Origin of the sequence: Pantoea sp. GL120224-02 (genome assembly GCF_900215395.1) — a bacterium.
Classification (GTDB): domain Bacteria; phylum Pseudomonadota; class Gammaproteobacteria; order Enterobacterales; family Enterobacteriaceae; genus Pantoea; species Pantoea communis.
The window spans coordinates 1-13,982 of record NZ_OBEC01000021.1 but is presented as its reverse complement, the minus strand read 5'-3'; the positions used below and the strand labels follow the sequence as shown (position 1 = coordinate 13,982).

At 50.9% G+C, this 13,982-nt stretch carries 20 protein-coding genes and 1 pseudogene; 15 read left to right on the top strand and 6 right to left on the bottom strand.

Annotation, left to right across the window (positions count from 1 at the left end):
- The first annotated feature begins 24 nt into the window (after positions 1-24).
- The 9 genes and pseudogenes from rpmJ to CRO33_RS25010 form a co-directional block, all read left to right on the top strand.
- On the top strand, positions 25-141 hold the full coding sequence (gene rpmJ / locus CRO33_RS23730) for a 50S ribosomal protein L36 (protein WP_004160566.1): 117 nt from the start codon (positions 25-27) through the stop codon (positions 139-141).
- A 146-nt stretch (positions 142-287) separates the two neighbouring features.
- On the top strand, positions 288-644 hold the full coding sequence (gene rpsM / locus CRO33_RS23725; RefSeq protein WP_034830736.1) for a 30S ribosomal protein S13: 357 nt from the start codon (positions 288-290) through the stop codon (positions 642-644).
- A gap of 16 nt (positions 645-660) precedes the next feature.
- Positions 661-1,050 (top strand): 30S ribosomal protein S11, encoded by a 390-nt coding sequence (rpsK, locus tag CRO33_RS23720; protein WP_004160563.1) that lies wholly within the window; start codon positions 661-663, stop codon positions 1,048-1,050.
- 31 nt (positions 1,051-1,081) lie between these two features.
- Positions 1,082-1,702: a 30S ribosomal protein S4 gene (rpsD, locus tag CRO33_RS23715; RefSeq protein WP_007891687.1), complete on the top strand. Its 621-nt coding sequence runs from the start codon at positions 1,082-1,084 to the stop codon at positions 1,700-1,702.
- Between the two features lie 25 nt (positions 1,703-1,727).
- A complete protein-coding gene (locus CRO33_RS23710) occupies positions 1,728-2,717 on the top strand; it encodes a DNA-directed RNA polymerase subunit alpha (RefSeq protein ID WP_007891688.1) in 990 nt (329 codons plus the stop codon).
- Positions 2,718-2,757: 40 nt separating this feature from the next.
- Positions 2,758-3,144 (top strand): 50S ribosomal protein L17, encoded by a 387-nt coding sequence (gene rplQ / locus CRO33_RS23705; RefSeq protein ID WP_003850180.1) that lies wholly within the window; start codon positions 2,758-2,760, stop codon positions 3,142-3,144.
- A 110-nt stretch (positions 3,145-3,254) separates the two neighbouring features.
- Complete coding sequence (locus CRO33_RS23700; RefSeq protein ID WP_097119788.1) at positions 3,255-3,626, top strand: DnaJ family domain-containing protein; 372 nt, start codon at positions 3,255-3,257, stop codon at positions 3,624-3,626.
- Position 3,627: 1 nt separating this feature from the next.
- Positions 3,628-4,065 (top strand): Zn(2+)-responsive transcriptional regulator, encoded by a 438-nt coding sequence (gene zntR, locus CRO33_RS23695; RefSeq protein WP_058960612.1) that lies wholly within the window; start codon positions 3,628-3,630, stop codon positions 4,063-4,065.
- 50 nt (positions 4,066-4,115) lie between these two features.
- Positions 4,116-4,313, top strand: a pseudogene (locus tag CRO33_RS25010) (alternative ribosome-rescue factor A); the annotation flags it as partial.
- 38 nt (positions 4,314-4,351) lie between these two features.
- On the opposite strand, the gene mscL reads toward CRO33_RS25010, so the two are convergent.
- The 5 genes from mscL to def form a co-directional block, all read right to left on the bottom strand.
- Positions 4,352-4,765 (bottom strand): large-conductance mechanosensitive channel protein MscL, encoded by a 414-nt coding sequence (gene mscL, locus CRO33_RS23685; RefSeq protein WP_034830732.1) that lies wholly within the window; start codon positions 4,763-4,765, stop codon positions 4,352-4,354.
- A gap of 111 nt (positions 4,766-4,876) precedes the next feature.
- A complete protein-coding gene (trkA, locus tag CRO33_RS23680) occupies positions 4,877-6,253 on the bottom strand; it encodes a Trk system potassium transporter TrkA (RefSeq protein ID WP_034830730.1) in 1,377 nt (458 codons plus the stop codon).
- Between the two features lie 31 nt (positions 6,254-6,284).
- A complete protein-coding gene (rsmB, locus tag CRO33_RS23675; protein WP_097119786.1) occupies positions 6,285-7,571 on the bottom strand; it encodes a 16S rRNA (cytosine(967)-C(5))-methyltransferase RsmB in 1,287 nt (428 codons plus the stop codon).
- A 44-nt stretch (positions 7,572-7,615) separates the two neighbouring features.
- The gene (gene fmt, locus CRO33_RS23670) at positions 7,616-8,560 is read right to left on the bottom strand and encodes a methionyl-tRNA formyltransferase (RefSeq protein ID WP_097119785.1); all 945 of its coding nucleotides are present in this window, start codon (positions 8,558-8,560) and stop codon (positions 7,616-7,618) included.
- A gap of 21 nt (positions 8,561-8,581) precedes the next feature.
- Positions 8,582-9,094, bottom strand: a complete 513-nt coding sequence (gene def, locus CRO33_RS23665) for a peptide deformylase (protein ID WP_034830726.1) — start codon at positions 9,092-9,094, stop codon at positions 8,582-8,584.
- 112 nt (positions 9,095-9,206) lie between these two features.
- On the opposite strand from def, the gene dprA reads away from it, so the two are divergent.
- From dprA to CRO33_RS23635, 6 genes are read left to right on the top strand one after another with little or no spacing between them, the layout of a single operon-like run.
- The gene (dprA, locus tag CRO33_RS23660; protein WP_097119784.1) at positions 9,207-10,331 is read left to right on the top strand and encodes a DNA-protecting protein DprA; all 1,125 of its coding nucleotides are present in this window, start codon (positions 9,207-9,209) and stop codon (positions 10,329-10,331) included.
- Entirely contained in the window at positions 10,303-10,776 is a 474-nt protein-coding gene (gene smg / locus CRO33_RS23655) for a DUF494 family protein Smg (RefSeq protein WP_034830723.1), read from the top strand. The genes dprA and smg overlap by 29 nt, the downstream gene beginning before the upstream one ends.
- Positions 10,777-10,800: 24 nt before the next feature.
- Complete coding sequence (locus CRO33_RS23650; RefSeq protein ID WP_072226551.1) at positions 10,801-11,355, top strand: DNA topoisomerase family protein; 555 nt, start codon at positions 10,801-10,803, stop codon at positions 11,353-11,355.
- Entirely contained in the window at positions 11,352-11,927 is a 576-nt protein-coding gene (tsaC, locus tag CRO33_RS23645) for an L-threonylcarbamoyladenylate synthase type 1 TsaC (RefSeq protein WP_045833801.1), read from the top strand. The genes CRO33_RS23650 and tsaC overlap by 4 nt, the downstream gene beginning before the upstream one ends.
- A gap of 3 nt (positions 11,928-11,930) precedes the next feature.
- Positions 11,931-12,749: a shikimate dehydrogenase gene (gene aroE, locus CRO33_RS23640; protein WP_097119783.1), complete on the top strand. Its 819-nt coding sequence runs from the start codon at positions 11,931-11,933 to the stop codon at positions 12,747-12,749.
- Complete coding sequence (locus tag CRO33_RS23635) at positions 12,746-12,994, top strand: DUF1488 domain-containing protein (protein ID WP_097119782.1); 249 nt, start codon at positions 12,746-12,748, stop codon at positions 12,992-12,994. Before aroE ends, CRO33_RS23635 begins: the two co-directional genes overlap by 4 nt.
- Here CRO33_RS23635 and CRO33_RS23630 read toward each other — a convergent pair.
- Positions 12,970-13,524, bottom strand: coding sequence for a gamma carbonic anhydrase family protein (locus CRO33_RS23630; RefSeq protein WP_097119781.1), 555 nt, complete (start codon positions 13,522-13,524; stop codon positions 12,970-12,972). The two genes, CRO33_RS23635 and CRO33_RS23630, sit on opposite strands and share 25 nt — an antisense overlap.
- Between the last annotated feature and the right edge of the window lie 458 nt (positions 13,525-13,982).

Here is a 13,982-nt window from a genome sequence, read left to right as displayed (position 1 = left end):
CTTGAGAAGTTACGGAGAGTAAAAATGAAAGTTCGTGCTTCCGTCAAGAAATTATGTCGTAACTGCAAAATCATCCGCCGCGACGGTGTCGTACGTGTGATTTGCAGCGCCGAGCCAAAGCATAAACAGCGCCAAGGCTGATATTGTCACATATTTTTCTTGCAAAGTCGGGTTGAGCTGGCTAGATTAGCCAGCCAATCTTTTGTATGTCGATGCGTTACCATTTGAGTATCCTGAAAACGGGCTTTTCAGCATGGGACGCATTTATTTAATTATAGGAGTGCATAGTGGCCCGTATAGCAGGCATTAACATTCCTGATCAAAAACATACCGTAATCGCATTAACTTCGATCTTCGGTATCGGCAAGACCCGTTCTAAAGCCATCTGCGCTTCAACGGGTATCGCTGAAAATGTTAAGATCAGAGAGCTGTCTGAAGAACAAATTGAACAGCTACGTGAAGCAGTTGGTAAATTCGTTGTTGAAGGTGATCTGCGCCGTGAAATCACCCTGAGCATCAAGCGTCTGATGGACCTTGGTTGCTATCGTGGTTTACGCCATCGTCGTGGTCTGCCAGTTCGCGGTCAGCGTACTAAGACCAATGCACGTACCCGTAAGGGTCCGCGTAAACCGATCAAGAAATAATCGGGGTGAGTAAATAATGGCAAAGGCACCAGTTCGTGCACGCAAGCGTGTAAGAAAGCAAGTCTCAGATGGCGTGGCTCATGTCCATGCATCTTTTAACAACACCATCGTTACCATCACTGATCGTCAGGGTAACGCACTGGGTTGGGCAACCGCCGGTGGTTCCGGTTTCCGCGGTTCACGTAAATCTACTCCGTTTGCTGCTCAGGTAGCTGCAGAGCGCTGTGCAGAAGCAGTGAAAGATTACGGTATTAAGAATCTGGAAGTTATGGTTAAGGGTCCAGGTCCAGGTCGCGAATCAACAATTCGTGCTCTGAACGCTGCTGGTTTCCGCATCACTAATATTACTGATGTGACTCCAATCCCTCACAACGGTTGTCGTCCGCCGAAAAAACGTCGCGTTTAACGCCCGTTTTTAGGTTAGTTGGAGAAAGAAAATGGCAAGATATTTGGGTCCTAAGCTCAAGCTGAGCCGTCGTGAGGGCACCGACTTATTCCTTAAGTCTGGCGTTCGCGCGATCGATACCAAGTGCAAAATTGAACAACCACCTGGCCAGCACGGTGCGCGTAAACCGCGTCTGTCTGACTACGGCGGTCAGTTACGTGAGAAGCAGAAAGTTCGTCGTATGTACGGCGTGCTTGAGCGTCAGTTCCGTAACTACTACAAAGAAGCAGCACGTCTGAAAGGCAACACCGGTGAAAACCTGTTGGCTCTGCTGGAAGGTCGTCTGGATAACGTTGTTTACCGTATGGGCTTTGGTGCCACTCGTGCAGAAGCACGTCAGCTGGTTAGCCATAAATCTATCCTGGTGAACGGTCGCGTTGTTAACATCGCTTCTTATCAGGTATCTCCGAATGATGTCGTTAGCATCCGTGAGAAAGCCAAACAGCAATCTCGCGTGAAGGCCGCTCTGGAGCTGGCTGAGCAGCGTGAAAAGCCAACCTGGCTGGAAGTTGATGCGACTAAGATGGAAGGTGTGTTCAAGCGTATTCCTGAACGTACTGATCTGTCTGCGGACATTAACGAACACCTGATCGTCGAGCTTTACTCTAAGTAAAGCTTAGTACCAAAGAGAGGACACAATGCAGGGTTCTGTGACAGAGTTTCTAAAACCGCGCCTGGTAGATATCGAGCAAGTGAGTTCGACGCACGCCAAGGTGACCCTTGAGCCGTTAGAGCGTGGCTTTGGCCATACTCTTGGCAACGCACTGCGCCGTATTCTGCTTTCTTCCATGCCGGGTTGCGCGGTGACCGAGGTTGAGATCGATGGCGTGCTCCACGAGTACTCCACCAAAGAGGGCGTACAGGAAGATATCCTGGAAATCCTGCTCAATCTGAAAGGGCTGGCGGTAAGAGTTCAGGGTAAAGATGAAGTCATCCTTACTTTGAATAAATCTGGCATTGGCCCTGTGACTGCAGCCGATATCACCCACGACGGTGATGTCGAAATCGTCAAGCCACAGCATGTGATCTGCCATCTGACCGATGAAAACGCATCTATTAGCATGCGTATCAAAGTTCAGCGTGGTCGTGGTTATGTGCCGGCTTCTGCCCGAATTCATTCGGAAGAAGATGAGCGCCCAATCGGCCGTCTGTTGGTTGACGCTTGCTACAGCCCTGTAGACCGTATCGCCTACAATGTTGAAGCAGCGCGTGTAGAACAGCGCACCGACCTGGACAAGCTGGTCATCGAAATGGAAACCAACGGCACAATCGATCCTGAAGAGGCGATTCGTCGTGCGGCTACCATCCTGGCAGAACAACTGGAAGCTTTCGTTGACTTACGTGATGTACGTCAGCCGGAAGTGAAAGAAGAGAAACCAGAATTCGATCCGATCCTGCTGCGCCCTGTTGACGATCTGGAATTGACTGTCCGCTCTGCTAACTGCCTCAAGGCAGAAGCTATCCACTACATCGGTGATCTGGTACAGCGTACCGAGGTTGAGCTGCTTAAAACGCCTAACCTTGGTAAAAAATCTCTTACTGAGATTAAAGATGTGCTCGCTTCACGTGGTTTGTCTCTGGGCATGCGCCTGGAAAACTGGCCACCAGCAAGCATTGCTGATGAATAATCAGATCACAGGTTAAGGTTTCACTGAGAAGGATAAGGTCATGCGCCATCGTAAGAGTGGTCGTCAACTGAACCGCAACAGCAGCCATCGTCAGGCTATGTTCCGCAACATGGCCGGTTCTCTGGTTCGTCACGAGATCATCAAAACGACTCTGCCGAAAGCCAAAGAACTGCGTCGCGTAGTTGAGCCGCTGATTACTCTTGCCAAGACCGACAGCGTAGCTAATCGTCGTCTGGCATTCGCCCGCACTCGTGATAACGAGATCGTGGCAAAACTGTTTAACGAGCTGGGCCCGCGTTTCGCGAGCCGTGCCGGTGGTTACACTCGTATTCTGAAGTGTGGCTTCCGTGCTGGTGACAACGCTCCGATGGCTTACATCGAGCTGGTTGATCGTCCAGAAGCTCAAGCAGAAGCTGCTGCAGAGTAATTTGCAGTAACGTAGAAAACCCGCTTCGGCGGGTTTTTTATTGTCTCCAATTCCCCATCCCCCCCATCTTTCGCTATGCTGAACGCTGTTGTAAGTCGTAGAGGTTCATTATGTGGTTAATTGACCAGCTGGTAGAACAGCAGATACGCGCCGCGCAGGAAAAAGGTGAACTGAGTAATCTACCAGGTGAAGGTGCACCTTTACAGCTCGAAGACGAAAGTGGCGTGCCGCCTGAGTTACGTACGGCATATCGATTACTGAAAAACTCAGGTTTTTTACCCCCTGAACTTGAAATGCGCCGCGAAGCTGTGCAACTCAACGATCTTTTACAGCTTTTGGATCCTGACGATCATCAAGCCAGTGAACTCAAAAAAAGATTAACCCTGCTGGAGATGAAGTTACAGCAGGCAGGAATGAGCACAGATTTTTTACGTGGTGAATATGGCGGTGCCATTCGACACCGCATGCTTCAGGAGAAGTAACATGTATAAAATTGGCCAGCTGGCTAAACTTGCTGACGTTACGCCTGACACCATACGTTTTTATGAAAAGCAGCAAATGATGGATCATGAGATTCGCACTGAAGGCGGATTCCGTCTCTATAATGATGATGATCTTCAGCGCTTACGCTTTATCCGCTATGGGCGTCAGCTCGGTTTCAGCCTTGATTCGATCCGCGGTTTATTATCGATCCGTATCGATCCCGAGCACCATACCTGTCAGGAGTCCAAAGCGATCGTGGCCAGGCGTCTGGATGAAGTGAATGGCATGATCGCCGAGTTGCAAACCATTCAGCGCTCATTAGAACGTTTAGCCGCGACCTGTTGCGGGGATCTACATAGCAGTGCCTGCTGTTCTATTCTTGAAGCGCTGGAAAAAGGTGAAGAGCCGCAGGTGGAAATTTGTTGTAGCAAGGATTGAATTTCACACAGGAAAGCCTATAGTTGCGCCATTATTAACCGGAGGACATTATGAGTCGCTATCAGCATCGCAAAGGCAAGATTAACGATAACGCTTTGGAGGCACTGTTACATGATCCGCTGTTTCGTCAGCGAGTTGAACAGAATCAGAAAGGGAAAGGCAGCTACCGACGTAAAGATAAACATGCGAAGGGGAGAAACTGGGAGTCCAGTGATAAGCAGAAAAGTTTATCACTGGCCTTCTGCTTTACAGACAAAAAAGCCGCCTGCACTTGGCGGCTTTTTTATCACAGTTTATCGCTGTTCTGCTGTTTCAACAGATCGCGAATTTCAGTGAGCAACACTTCTTCGTTGGTTGGTTTTGGCGCTGGTTTTTCAACTTCTTTCTTCTGATACAGCTTGTTCATCAGTTTGATGGCCATAAAGATGGCAAAGGCGACGATGACAAAATCAAAAATGGTTTGAATAAAGTTACCGTATTCCATTACGACAGCAGGTACATCACCCTCGGCCGGTTTTAGGACCCACTTAAACTGTTTAAAATCGACTCCGCCAATCAGTAATCCCAGTGGTGGCATGATGATATTCGCGACCAGTGATGAAACAATCTTGCCGAAAGCGGCACCGATAATCACACCGACTGCCAAATCCACCACGTTCCCACGCATTGCAAAATCACGAAACTCTTTGAATAAACTCATTGTTATCTCCTTGCCTTGGCCAATGGCTAAAGTCTAACAAACCTTTGTGCAATTGCCATGATAACAGCGGATTAAGCAAAATTATCATGGCGGGCAAACGCCCGCGGCGATTTAGAGGAAGAAAGGACTTGGCTGGAAGAGACGTTCAACATCTGGGACAAACTTCTTATCTGTCAGGAACATAATGACATGATCGCCCTGTTCAATACGCACGTTGTCGTTAGCAATGATCACTTCATCGCCGCGTACGACAGCGCCAATAATCGTACCCGGCGGTAGTTTGATATCTTCAATTAAACGACCCACTACGCGGGAAGTGGTCTCTTCACCGTGCGCAATAGCTTCAATGGCTTCGGCAATCCCGCGTCGCAGTGAGGAGACGCCAACAATATCTGCCTTGCGCACGTGACCAAGCAGGGCGGAAATGGTGGCCTGTTGCGGAGAGATGGCAATATCGATCACGCTACCCTGAACCAGATCGACATAAGCACGACGCTGGATCAAAACCATGACCTTTTTCGCTCCCATCTTCTTTGCGAGCATGGCCGACATAATGTTGGCTTCGTCGTCATTGGTGACGGCGATGAAAAGATCCACCTGATCAACATGTTCTTCGGCGAGCAACTCCTGATCTGAAGCATCACCATAAAACACCACGGTGTCGTGCAGACGCTCAGCCAGTTCTGCTGCGCGTTGTTGATTACGTTCAATCAACTTCACGCTGTACTGTTTTTCCAACCGCTGGGCCAAACCAAAACCGATGTTGCCGCCGCCGACCAGCATAATGCGCTTGTAGGGTTTCTCAAGGCGCTGCATTTCGCTCATTACCGCACGAATATGCTGGCTCGCGGCAATAAAGAAGACTTCATCACCCGCTTCGACGATCGTGGAACCCTGAGGGCGAATAGGGCGATCCTGACGGAAAATAGCCGCTACGCGTGTATCAATATGCGGCATATGTTCACGCAAAATGGACAACGGGTTACCGACCAGTGGCCCACCGTAATAGGCTTTTACTACTGCAAGGCTCACTTTCCCTTCGGCAAAGTTAACTACCTGCAATGCGCCAGGATACTGAATCAGGCGATAGATGTTGTCGATAACCAACTGTTCCGGTGAAATCAAATGATCGATAGGTACGGCTTCCGGTACAAACAGCTTTTCGGCATCGCGCAAATATTCCGCCGCGCGAATACGGGCAATTCGGTTTGGCGTATTGAAAAGCGAATAGGCAATCTGACAGGCAATCATGTTGGTTTCGTCGGAACTGGTGACAGCAACCAGCATATCGGCATCTTCAGCACCGGCTTCACGCAATATACGTGGATGGGAACCATGGCCGTGCACCACGCGCAGGTCAAATTTGTCCTGCAACGCGCGCAGACGGGTGGCATCCGTATCAACAACAGTGATGTCGTTATTTTCGCCCACCAGGTTTTCAGCAAGTGTGCCGCCAACCTGCCCGGCGCCGAGGATAATAATTTTCATCGTTGAATCGCTCTTGTCAGAATGCGCCGCACTATTTCTTTATCAACTTAGCGTAAAAGAATCCGTCACCGCCATCAACGCTCGGGAAGACTTGCCACCCATTGATTTGGCCTTCGGGCAGCTGCTCAGCGGCGGCATCATCGTGCTCAGCCAGAAAGGCCGCGATCTGCTGATGGTTTTCTTCGGGCAGGATCGAGCAGGTCGCGTAAATCATCGTGCCGCCGGATTTCAAACGTGGCCAAACTGCATTGAGGATTTCGCGCTGCAGTGCAGCCAGTTCAGGGATATCACGATCGCGGCGCAACCATTTGATATCAGGGTGACGTCGAATCACTCCGGTTGCAGAACAAGGTGCATCCAGCAGAATACGGTCAAATTGCTGGTCGCCGCACCACTCTGCAGGTGTCCTGCCATCGCCCTGACGCACTTCGGCTTGCATACCCAGGCGCTGCAGATTTTCATGCACGCGGGTCAAACGTTGTTGATCGATATCTACCGCCAGCACGTTTGCCTGAGGGGCGATTTCCAGAATATGCGTGGTCTTGCCGCCGGGCGCTGCGCAGAGATCGAGAATGGCTTCATTTTTTTGTGGCTCAAGCAGCAGAGCACAGCGCTGTGCAGACAAATCTTGTACTGTCACCCATCCTTGATCGAAGCCCGGTAACTGACTGACAGGAGCAGGGGATTCAAGGCGCAGAGCATCCGGCGCATCGGCGGGGAAGGCTGCTTTATCTTCAGCCTGCAACAGGTTCAGCCACGCATCACGGCTATGGTGCTGGCGATTGACGCGCAACCACATCGGCGGTCGCTGATTATTGGCGTCAACGATCTGCTGCCATTGATCTGGCCAGGCTGTCTGCAAACGCTTAAGCAACCAACCGGGATGCCAGTAGCGCTGTGGGCCTTGATCCACTGCAGCAACCAGTTCCTCTTGCTGACGCTGGAACTGACGCAGTACACCGTTAATCAATCCCTTCAGCGCCGTACGCTTCAGGACTTCTGCACCGGCAACCGTTTCGGCCAGTGCGGCATGTGCTGGCACGCGCGTGTACAGCAACTGATACAACCCAACCATTATCAGGTAATGCAGTACGCGCTGCTTTCCCGTTAACGTGCGCTCCATCAGTTTGCCAATCAGCGCTTCCAGTTGTGGCAGAGTGCGCATTACGCCAAAGCAGAGTTCCTGCAACAGCGCGCCATCTTTATCAGCCAATGTTTTTTGCGCGCCAGGCAGAATGGCACTGAGCGATTCACCTTTATCTACCACGCGTTCAATCAGTTGCGCGGCGAGACTACGCAGGTTAGTTGCTTTTTTCATATTCATTCATCAAACAAAAAAGCCCGGTTAAACCGGGCTGGAGATCAGGCCAGAAGGGTGCCAGTGGCAAACCATTCACGACGCGAATTCAGCAGATCTTGCGCGGACATGGCTTTCTTACCCGCAGGCTGCAGCGAAAGTAGATTGAGTACGCCGTCAGCGGTGGCAATCTGAATGCCATTTTTATCAGCATGGATGACTTCGCCCGGCTGTTTGTTCTGATGAGGTAGAACGCTAGCCTGCCACACTTTGACGGGTTGATCCTCGATCAGGAAGAAACTCACCGGCCAGGGATTGAAGGCACGAATGCAGCGCTCAAGCTGTGCAGCAGAAAGTGACCAATCAAGACGCGCCTCTTCTTTACTCAACTTCTCAGCGTAAGAAACCAGCGCTTCATCCTGCACTTCAGGCTGAGCTTTGCCGCTGGCAAGCAGATCGAGTGTATCCAGCATACCTTGTGGCCCAAGCTCGGCCAGCTTGTCATACAGTGATGCGCTGGTGTCTTCAGGCGTGATAGGACAGGAGAGCTTATGCAGCATGTCACCCGTATCCAGACCCACATCCATCTGCATAATGGTCACGCCGGTTTCGCGGTCGCCAGCCCAGAGCGAACGCTGAATGGGCGCCGCACCGCGCCAGCGTGGCAGGAGTGAACCATGGACATTGATGCAACCGAGTCGCGGCATATCGAGAACCGCCTTCGGCAGAATCAGGCCATAAGCCACCACCACCATGATATCGGCTTGCAGGTCAGCAACCAGTTGCTGATTATCTTCAGGTTTTAGCGATTTTGGCTGGAACACGGGAACATCATGTGCCTGTGCCAACATTTTGACAGGGCCTGGAGTGAGTTTATTACCGCGTCCTGATGGACGGTCGGGCTGAGTAAATACGCCAACTACCTGATGCTCAGAAGCAAGCAGCGCGTCGAGATGACGCGCTGCAAAGTCAGGTGTACCGGCAAAGATAATTTTTAGCGATGCAGACACAGTTTAACCTTCTGTTAGTACTCAGGCTTCGCGTGCGTTCATGCGGGCCAGCTTTTCCAGTTTCTGTTTGATGCGCTGACGCTTCAGCGGCGACAGATAATCGATAAACAGCTTGCCATCCAGATGATCGATTTCATGCTGGATACAAATCGCCAGCAGACCATCCGTTTCCAGCTCAAAGCTCTTACCGTCACGATCCTGCGCACGGACTTTGACCCATTCCGCACGCGGCACAAAGGCACGCTGTTCAGGGATTGAGAGGCAGCCCTCTTCAATACCGGTTTCACCGCTTTTTTCCAGCAGTTCCGGGTTAATCAACACCAGACGTTCGTCTCGATTTTCAGAAACATCGATAACAATGATGCGTTGATGAATGTCGACCTGAGTGGCCGCTAAGCCAATGCCTTCTTCGGCGTACATGGTTTCAAACATGTCATCGACAATGCGCTGAACGTCTGCGTTTACGGTAGCCACCGGCGCAGCGATTTTGCGAAGGCGATCATCAGGGAAATGTAATACCTGCAAAACTGACATAAATATCCAGATCTGTATGCGTTAAAGAAAAGATTACTACCTCATATTGTAGACTTTTTGTGGCCTGATTGACAGCATTGCACCGCATGTGAGCGGGCTTAAGGATGGACGCGTGGAGCGAGTGGAAGGGATACTCCGGCTGGCAAATGTTAAAGGCCTGCGCCGGCATCGCGTAGTGAATCTCGCGCGGAATTTGCAAACCGGTGCTGCCGTCGATGACGAATTACTGCACAGCCATGGTTTGAATGAATTGCAGCGCCAACAGTTTAACGATTATTGCCCACGGCAACTGGCGCGCACGTTACAGTGGTTGGATCAACCTCATCATCATTTAGTCTCCTGCATAGATGCTGATTATCCGGGCCCCCTGGCTGAAATCAGTCAACGCCCCTCATTGCTCTATGTGGCTGGGCAACTCTCCGTTTTACAGTCACAGCAATTAGCTGTGGTGGGCAGTCGGCGCTGTTCCCACTATGGCAAAGAGTGGGGCACATGGTTTACACAGCAACTTGCACTCAGTGGGTTGACCATCACTAGCGGGCTGGCTCGCGGTATTGATGGCGTTGCACACCGTGCAGCCTTGGACGCAAGTGGAAAAACAATCGCAGTGCTGGGCAGCGGCTTGCAACATATCTACCCCAAAAGCCATCAGTCGCTGGCGCAGGCGATCATGGATAACGAAGGGGCTTTACTCTCTGAATTTCCTCTTGATATGGCGCCATATGCGGTGAATTTTCCGCGCCGTAACCGCATCATCAGTGGGTTAAGTCAGGGAGTGCTGGTCGTTGAGGCTTCACTGAAAAGCGGTTCGCTGGTCACGGCTCGCTGCGCGCTGGAACAAAACCGCAATGTTTATGCATTACCCGGAGCATTGGGTAATGATGGCAGTGAAGGTACGCATTGGTTGATTCAGCAGGGGGCACTGTTGGTTGCCCATCCCAATAACATCCTTGAAGATTTGCATTCCACATTGCAATGGCTGCCGGCAACCACTTCAGAAACAATATATTCACAAGACAGTGACGATGTTCCATTGCCATTTGCAAGCGTGTTGGCTAACGTAGGTAATGAGGTTACACCTGTTGACGTCGTCGCTGAACGTGCCGGCCAACCTGTGCCAGTTATCGCAGCCCAGTTGCTGGAGCTGGAGTTAGCAGGATGGATCGCAGCTGTACCCGGCGGCTATGTCCGATTGAGGAGGGCATGCCATGTTCGACGTACTTATGTACTTGTTTGAGACCTATATCCACAACGAAGCTGAAATGCGTGTTGACCAGGATAAATTGACCGATGATTTGGCCGATGCGGGTTTTCATCGTGAAGATATCTACAATGCGTTGAATTGGCTTGAACGTTTAGCGGACTATCAGGATGGTCTGGTGGCGCCTGTACAATTGGCCGCAGATCCGCTCTCAATGCGAATTTATACGGACGAGGAATGCCAGCGTCTTGATGCTGATTGTCGCGGTTTTATTTTGTTCCTGGAACAAGTTCAGGTGCTGAATATGGAAACGCGCGAGATGGTCATCGAACGGGTCACGGCTCTTGATACTCAGGAATTTGATCTTGAAGATCTCAAATGGGTGGTGCTGATGGTGCTGTTTAACATCCCTGGATGTGAAAACGCTTATCAGCAGATGGAAGAACTGTTATTCGACGTCAATGAAGGTATGCTGCATTAATTTGCGATTAATGCATCCGGAAATATGAGTAAATCAGCACTATTTTCTGTGCGTAAACACGATCCCTGCCCCGCTTGCGGGGCAGATTTAGTGATACGCAGTGGTAAACACGGCCCGTTTCTTGGCTGTGTGAATTATCCAACCTGTGATTATGTTCGTCCCCTGAAAAATCAGGCTGATGGACATATCGTTAAAGTGCTGGAAGGGCACGCGTGTCCTCAGTGCGGCGCAGATAAAGTTCTGCGTCAGGGGCGATTTGGGATGTTTGTTGGTTGTAGCCACTATCCGGAATGTGATTACACAGAAACTATCGATAAGCCCGACGAGACCGCGATTGCCTGTCCCCAATGTCAGAACGGAAAGCTGGTTCAGCGCCGTTCGCGCTATGGCAAAACCTTTCACTCCTGCGACCGTTACCCCGATTGCCAATTTGCAATCAATGCAACGCCTGTTGAAGGTATCTGCCCGCATTGCCAGTTTCCCTTATTAATAGAGAAGAAAACCGCACAAGGCATGAAGCGCTTATGCGCCAGCAAACGCTGTGGCAAGCTCATCGCCCAGGACGAAGAACGATCATGAAGCAAAAAGCGTATGTCCCCGGAAGTCTCGAATTTTGCATCGAGCAACTACAACAGCAGGCCGTTATTGCCTATCCAACCGAAGCGGTGTTTGGTTTAGGTTGCGATCCCGATAGCGAAAGCGCCGTCATGGCCTTACTGGCGCTCAAACAGCGTCCGGTTGAGAAAGGGCTTATCCTGATTGCAGCAGATTATGCGCAACTGGAACCCTACATTGCTGATCGCGAACTCACGGTGCTACAGCGTGAGCGCATGTTTGCTAGCTGGCCAGGGCCGGTGACTTATGTTGTTCCGACAACACCGCATACGCCACGCTGGCTAACAGGACGTTTCGATTCGCTGGCTATCCGCGTTAGCGATCATCCGGATGTGCAGGCACTTTGCCGTGGCTTCGGCAAACCATTGGTGTCTACCAGCGCCAATCTCTCCGGCGAGGCGCCGTGCCGCAATGCTGATGAAGTTGCACAGCAATTCGGTGCTCAATTCCCCGTGTTGCATGCTGCAACGGGCGGCCGGCTAAATCCTTCTGAAATTCGCGACGTCATCAGCGGCGAACTTATTCGTCAGGGTTAATTTATGGAACACTTCGCCGTTTTTGGTCATCCCATTGCACACAGTAAGTCACCTTTCATTCATAGTCTCTTTGCCGAGCAGACAGGAATCGCGCACTCTTATGGCCGGGTTTGTGCACCGCTGGAGGGGTTTCCTCAGTCAATTAGCGACTTTTTTACTGTCGGTGGAAAAGGTGCAAATGTCACACTGCCGTTTAAACAACAGGCGTGGGAACTGGCCGATGAACTCAGTGAACGTGCAGCCTTATCTGGGGCGGTTAACACATTAAAGAAAAAGGCAGATGGCTCGATCTTTGGTGATAATACCGATGGGATTGGTCTGCTAAGCGATCTGGAACGATTGAATTTGATCCGTTCTGGTGACCGCATTTTACTGGTGGGAGCCGGTGGTGCGGCTCGTGGTGTGATCCTTCCCCTGCTTTCTTTTGGATGTTCAGTGGTAGTGGTCAACCGAACGGTTGCCCGTGCTGAAGAATTGGCAAATATCTTCCAGCATAGTGGGGATATCCAGGCGAGCAGCTTTGCTGAGCTCTCCGGCCAGGCATTTGATCTGATCATCAATGCAACTTCCAGTGGCGTTGAGGGTAAAGTGCCGCCGTTGCCAGACTCATTGATCACCCCGCAAACACGCTGCTACGACATGTTCTATCAGCAAGGGCTGACGCCATTTTTGTTGTGGTGTCAGCAGCACGGTGCGGGTCAGCTGGCAGATGGATTGGGCATGCTGGTGGGGCAGGCGGCACATGCTTTCCAATTGTGGCATGGCGTGATGCCAGAAATTACCCCCGTTATTGCCCAATTAAAGCAGGCCATGAAGGAGTGAATCAGGCGATCCATTTTCCCGATCGTGAAAGTTGGGACGAGGAACGAGGAGCGATCGTTTTTCCGGTGTTGGTGCAAGGAATGGGGTTAACTTGTGCCATCAAGCCCGACGCATTACAGGATCGATTCGGAACGGGTGCAGCGATGGCGCTGTTTAGCGCGCATCGCTGGGATTTGGAAGAAGAAGCGGAAGCGCTTATCCGGCAGGATGAGATCGATGATCAAGGTTGGATCTGGCTCTCCTGAGCAAGGTATTCATCTTTCCAGCCAACATAATTGCTCGATGAATAGAGCAGACCTGCGATTTCCGCCACACTCAATGGGCGGATTTGTTTCACCGGGCTGCCTAAATAGAGATAGCCGCTCTCCAGTCTTTTACCCGGCGGAACCAGACTACCCGCTCCGATCATGACATCCTCTTCAACAAACACGCCATCCAGCAAAATCGATCCCATTCCAACCAGCACGCGATCGCTGATATGACAGCCGTGCAGCATTGCTTTATGGCCTACAGTCACGTCTTCACCAATCACTAAAGGGTGCCCTTCCGGGTTGCTGGTGGATTTATGCGTGACGTGCAAAACGCTGCCGTCCTGAATATTGCTTCTTTTACCTATCACGACTTTGTTCACATCACCGCGGATAGCAACCAGTGGCCAGATGCTGACATCGTCGGCGAGCTGCACTTCACCCACCACTACGCTACTGCGATCGATCATTACGCGATCGCCGATTTCTGGAAAATGGTTCTTATAAGGTCGTAGGGCTACAGACATGATCTTTCTCCTTTTGCACTTTATACCCCTAGCCTGCGGCTTATCAGGCTGGCAAACAAGATGAATTTTGAGCGGATCGCTCGCGATCTCAGCGAAAAGATTGAAAACTCGCCAGTCGATTAAAAAGATCGAAAAAAGGGGTTGTGCAAAAAAATCGGATCCCTATAATGCGCCACCACTGAGACGGCAAAGCGGCAACGCAGACGGCTCAGCAGGGAGTGAAGAAATTCATCCCGCCGGAGAAAAACGCTGAAAAAAGTGTTTGACTCTGAAGGAGGAAAGCGTAATATACGCCACCTCGCAACAGCAGCTTAAGGCGCTGATTGCACCGCTCTTTAACAATTTATCAGACAATCTGTGTGGGCACTCGCAGGATTGATATCAGCGTCTCCGGACGTAAAAAATATCAAGTCTCACGAGTGAACACATAATGAAATTCATTATGACGTTTTACAGAT

Coding starts and splice junctions, on each gene's coding strand:
- CRO33_RS23630 (WP_097119781.1), bottom strand. CDS start 13,524: ATGTCTGTAGCCCTACGACCTTATAAGAACCATTTTCCAGAAATCGGC.
- rsmB (WP_097119786.1), bottom strand. CDS start 7,571: ATGAAAAAAGCAACTAACCTGCGTAGTCTCGCCGCGCAACTGATTGAA.
- CRO33_RS23700 (WP_097119788.1), top strand. CDS start 3,255: ATGTGGTTAATTGACCAGCTGGTAGAACAGCAGATACGCGCCGCGCAG.
- tsaC (WP_045833801.1), top strand. CDS start 11,352: ATGAAGCAAAAAGCGTATGTCCCCGGAAGTCTCGAATTTTGCATCGAG.
- CRO33_RS23650 (WP_072226551.1), top strand. CDS start 10,801: ATGAGTAAATCAGCACTATTTTCTGTGCGTAAACACGATCCCTGCCCC.
- rpsD (WP_007891687.1), top strand. CDS start 1,082: ATGGCAAGATATTTGGGTCCTAAGCTCAAGCTGAGCCGTCGTGAGGGC.
- zntR (WP_058960612.1), top strand. CDS start 3,628: ATGTATAAAATTGGCCAGCTGGCTAAACTTGCTGACGTTACGCCTGAC.
- def (WP_034830726.1), bottom strand. CDS start 9,094: ATGTCAGTTTTGCAGGTATTACATTTCCCTGATGATCGCCTTCGCAAA.
- trkA (WP_034830730.1), bottom strand. CDS start 6,253: ATGAAAATTATTATCCTCGGCGCCGGGCAGGTTGGCGGCACACTTGCT.
- rplQ (WP_003850180.1), top strand. CDS start 2,758: ATGCGCCATCGTAAGAGTGGTCGTCAACTGAACCGCAACAGCAGCCAT.
- aroE (WP_097119783.1), top strand. CDS start 11,931: ATGGAACACTTCGCCGTTTTTGGTCATCCCATTGCACACAGTAAGTCA.
- mscL (WP_034830732.1), bottom strand. CDS start 4,765: ATGAGTTTATTCAAAGAGTTTCGTGATTTTGCAATGCGTGGGAACGTG.
- CRO33_RS23710 (WP_007891688.1), top strand. CDS start 1,728: ATGCAGGGTTCTGTGACAGAGTTTCTAAAACCGCGCCTGGTAGATATC.
- rpmJ (WP_004160566.1), top strand. CDS start 25: ATGAAAGTTCGTGCTTCCGTCAAGAAATTATGTCGTAACTGCAAAATC.
- rpsK (WP_004160563.1), top strand. CDS start 661: ATGGCAAAGGCACCAGTTCGTGCACGCAAGCGTGTAAGAAAGCAAGTC.
- smg (WP_034830723.1), top strand. CDS start 10,303: ATGTTCGACGTACTTATGTACTTGTTTGAGACCTATATCCACAACGAA.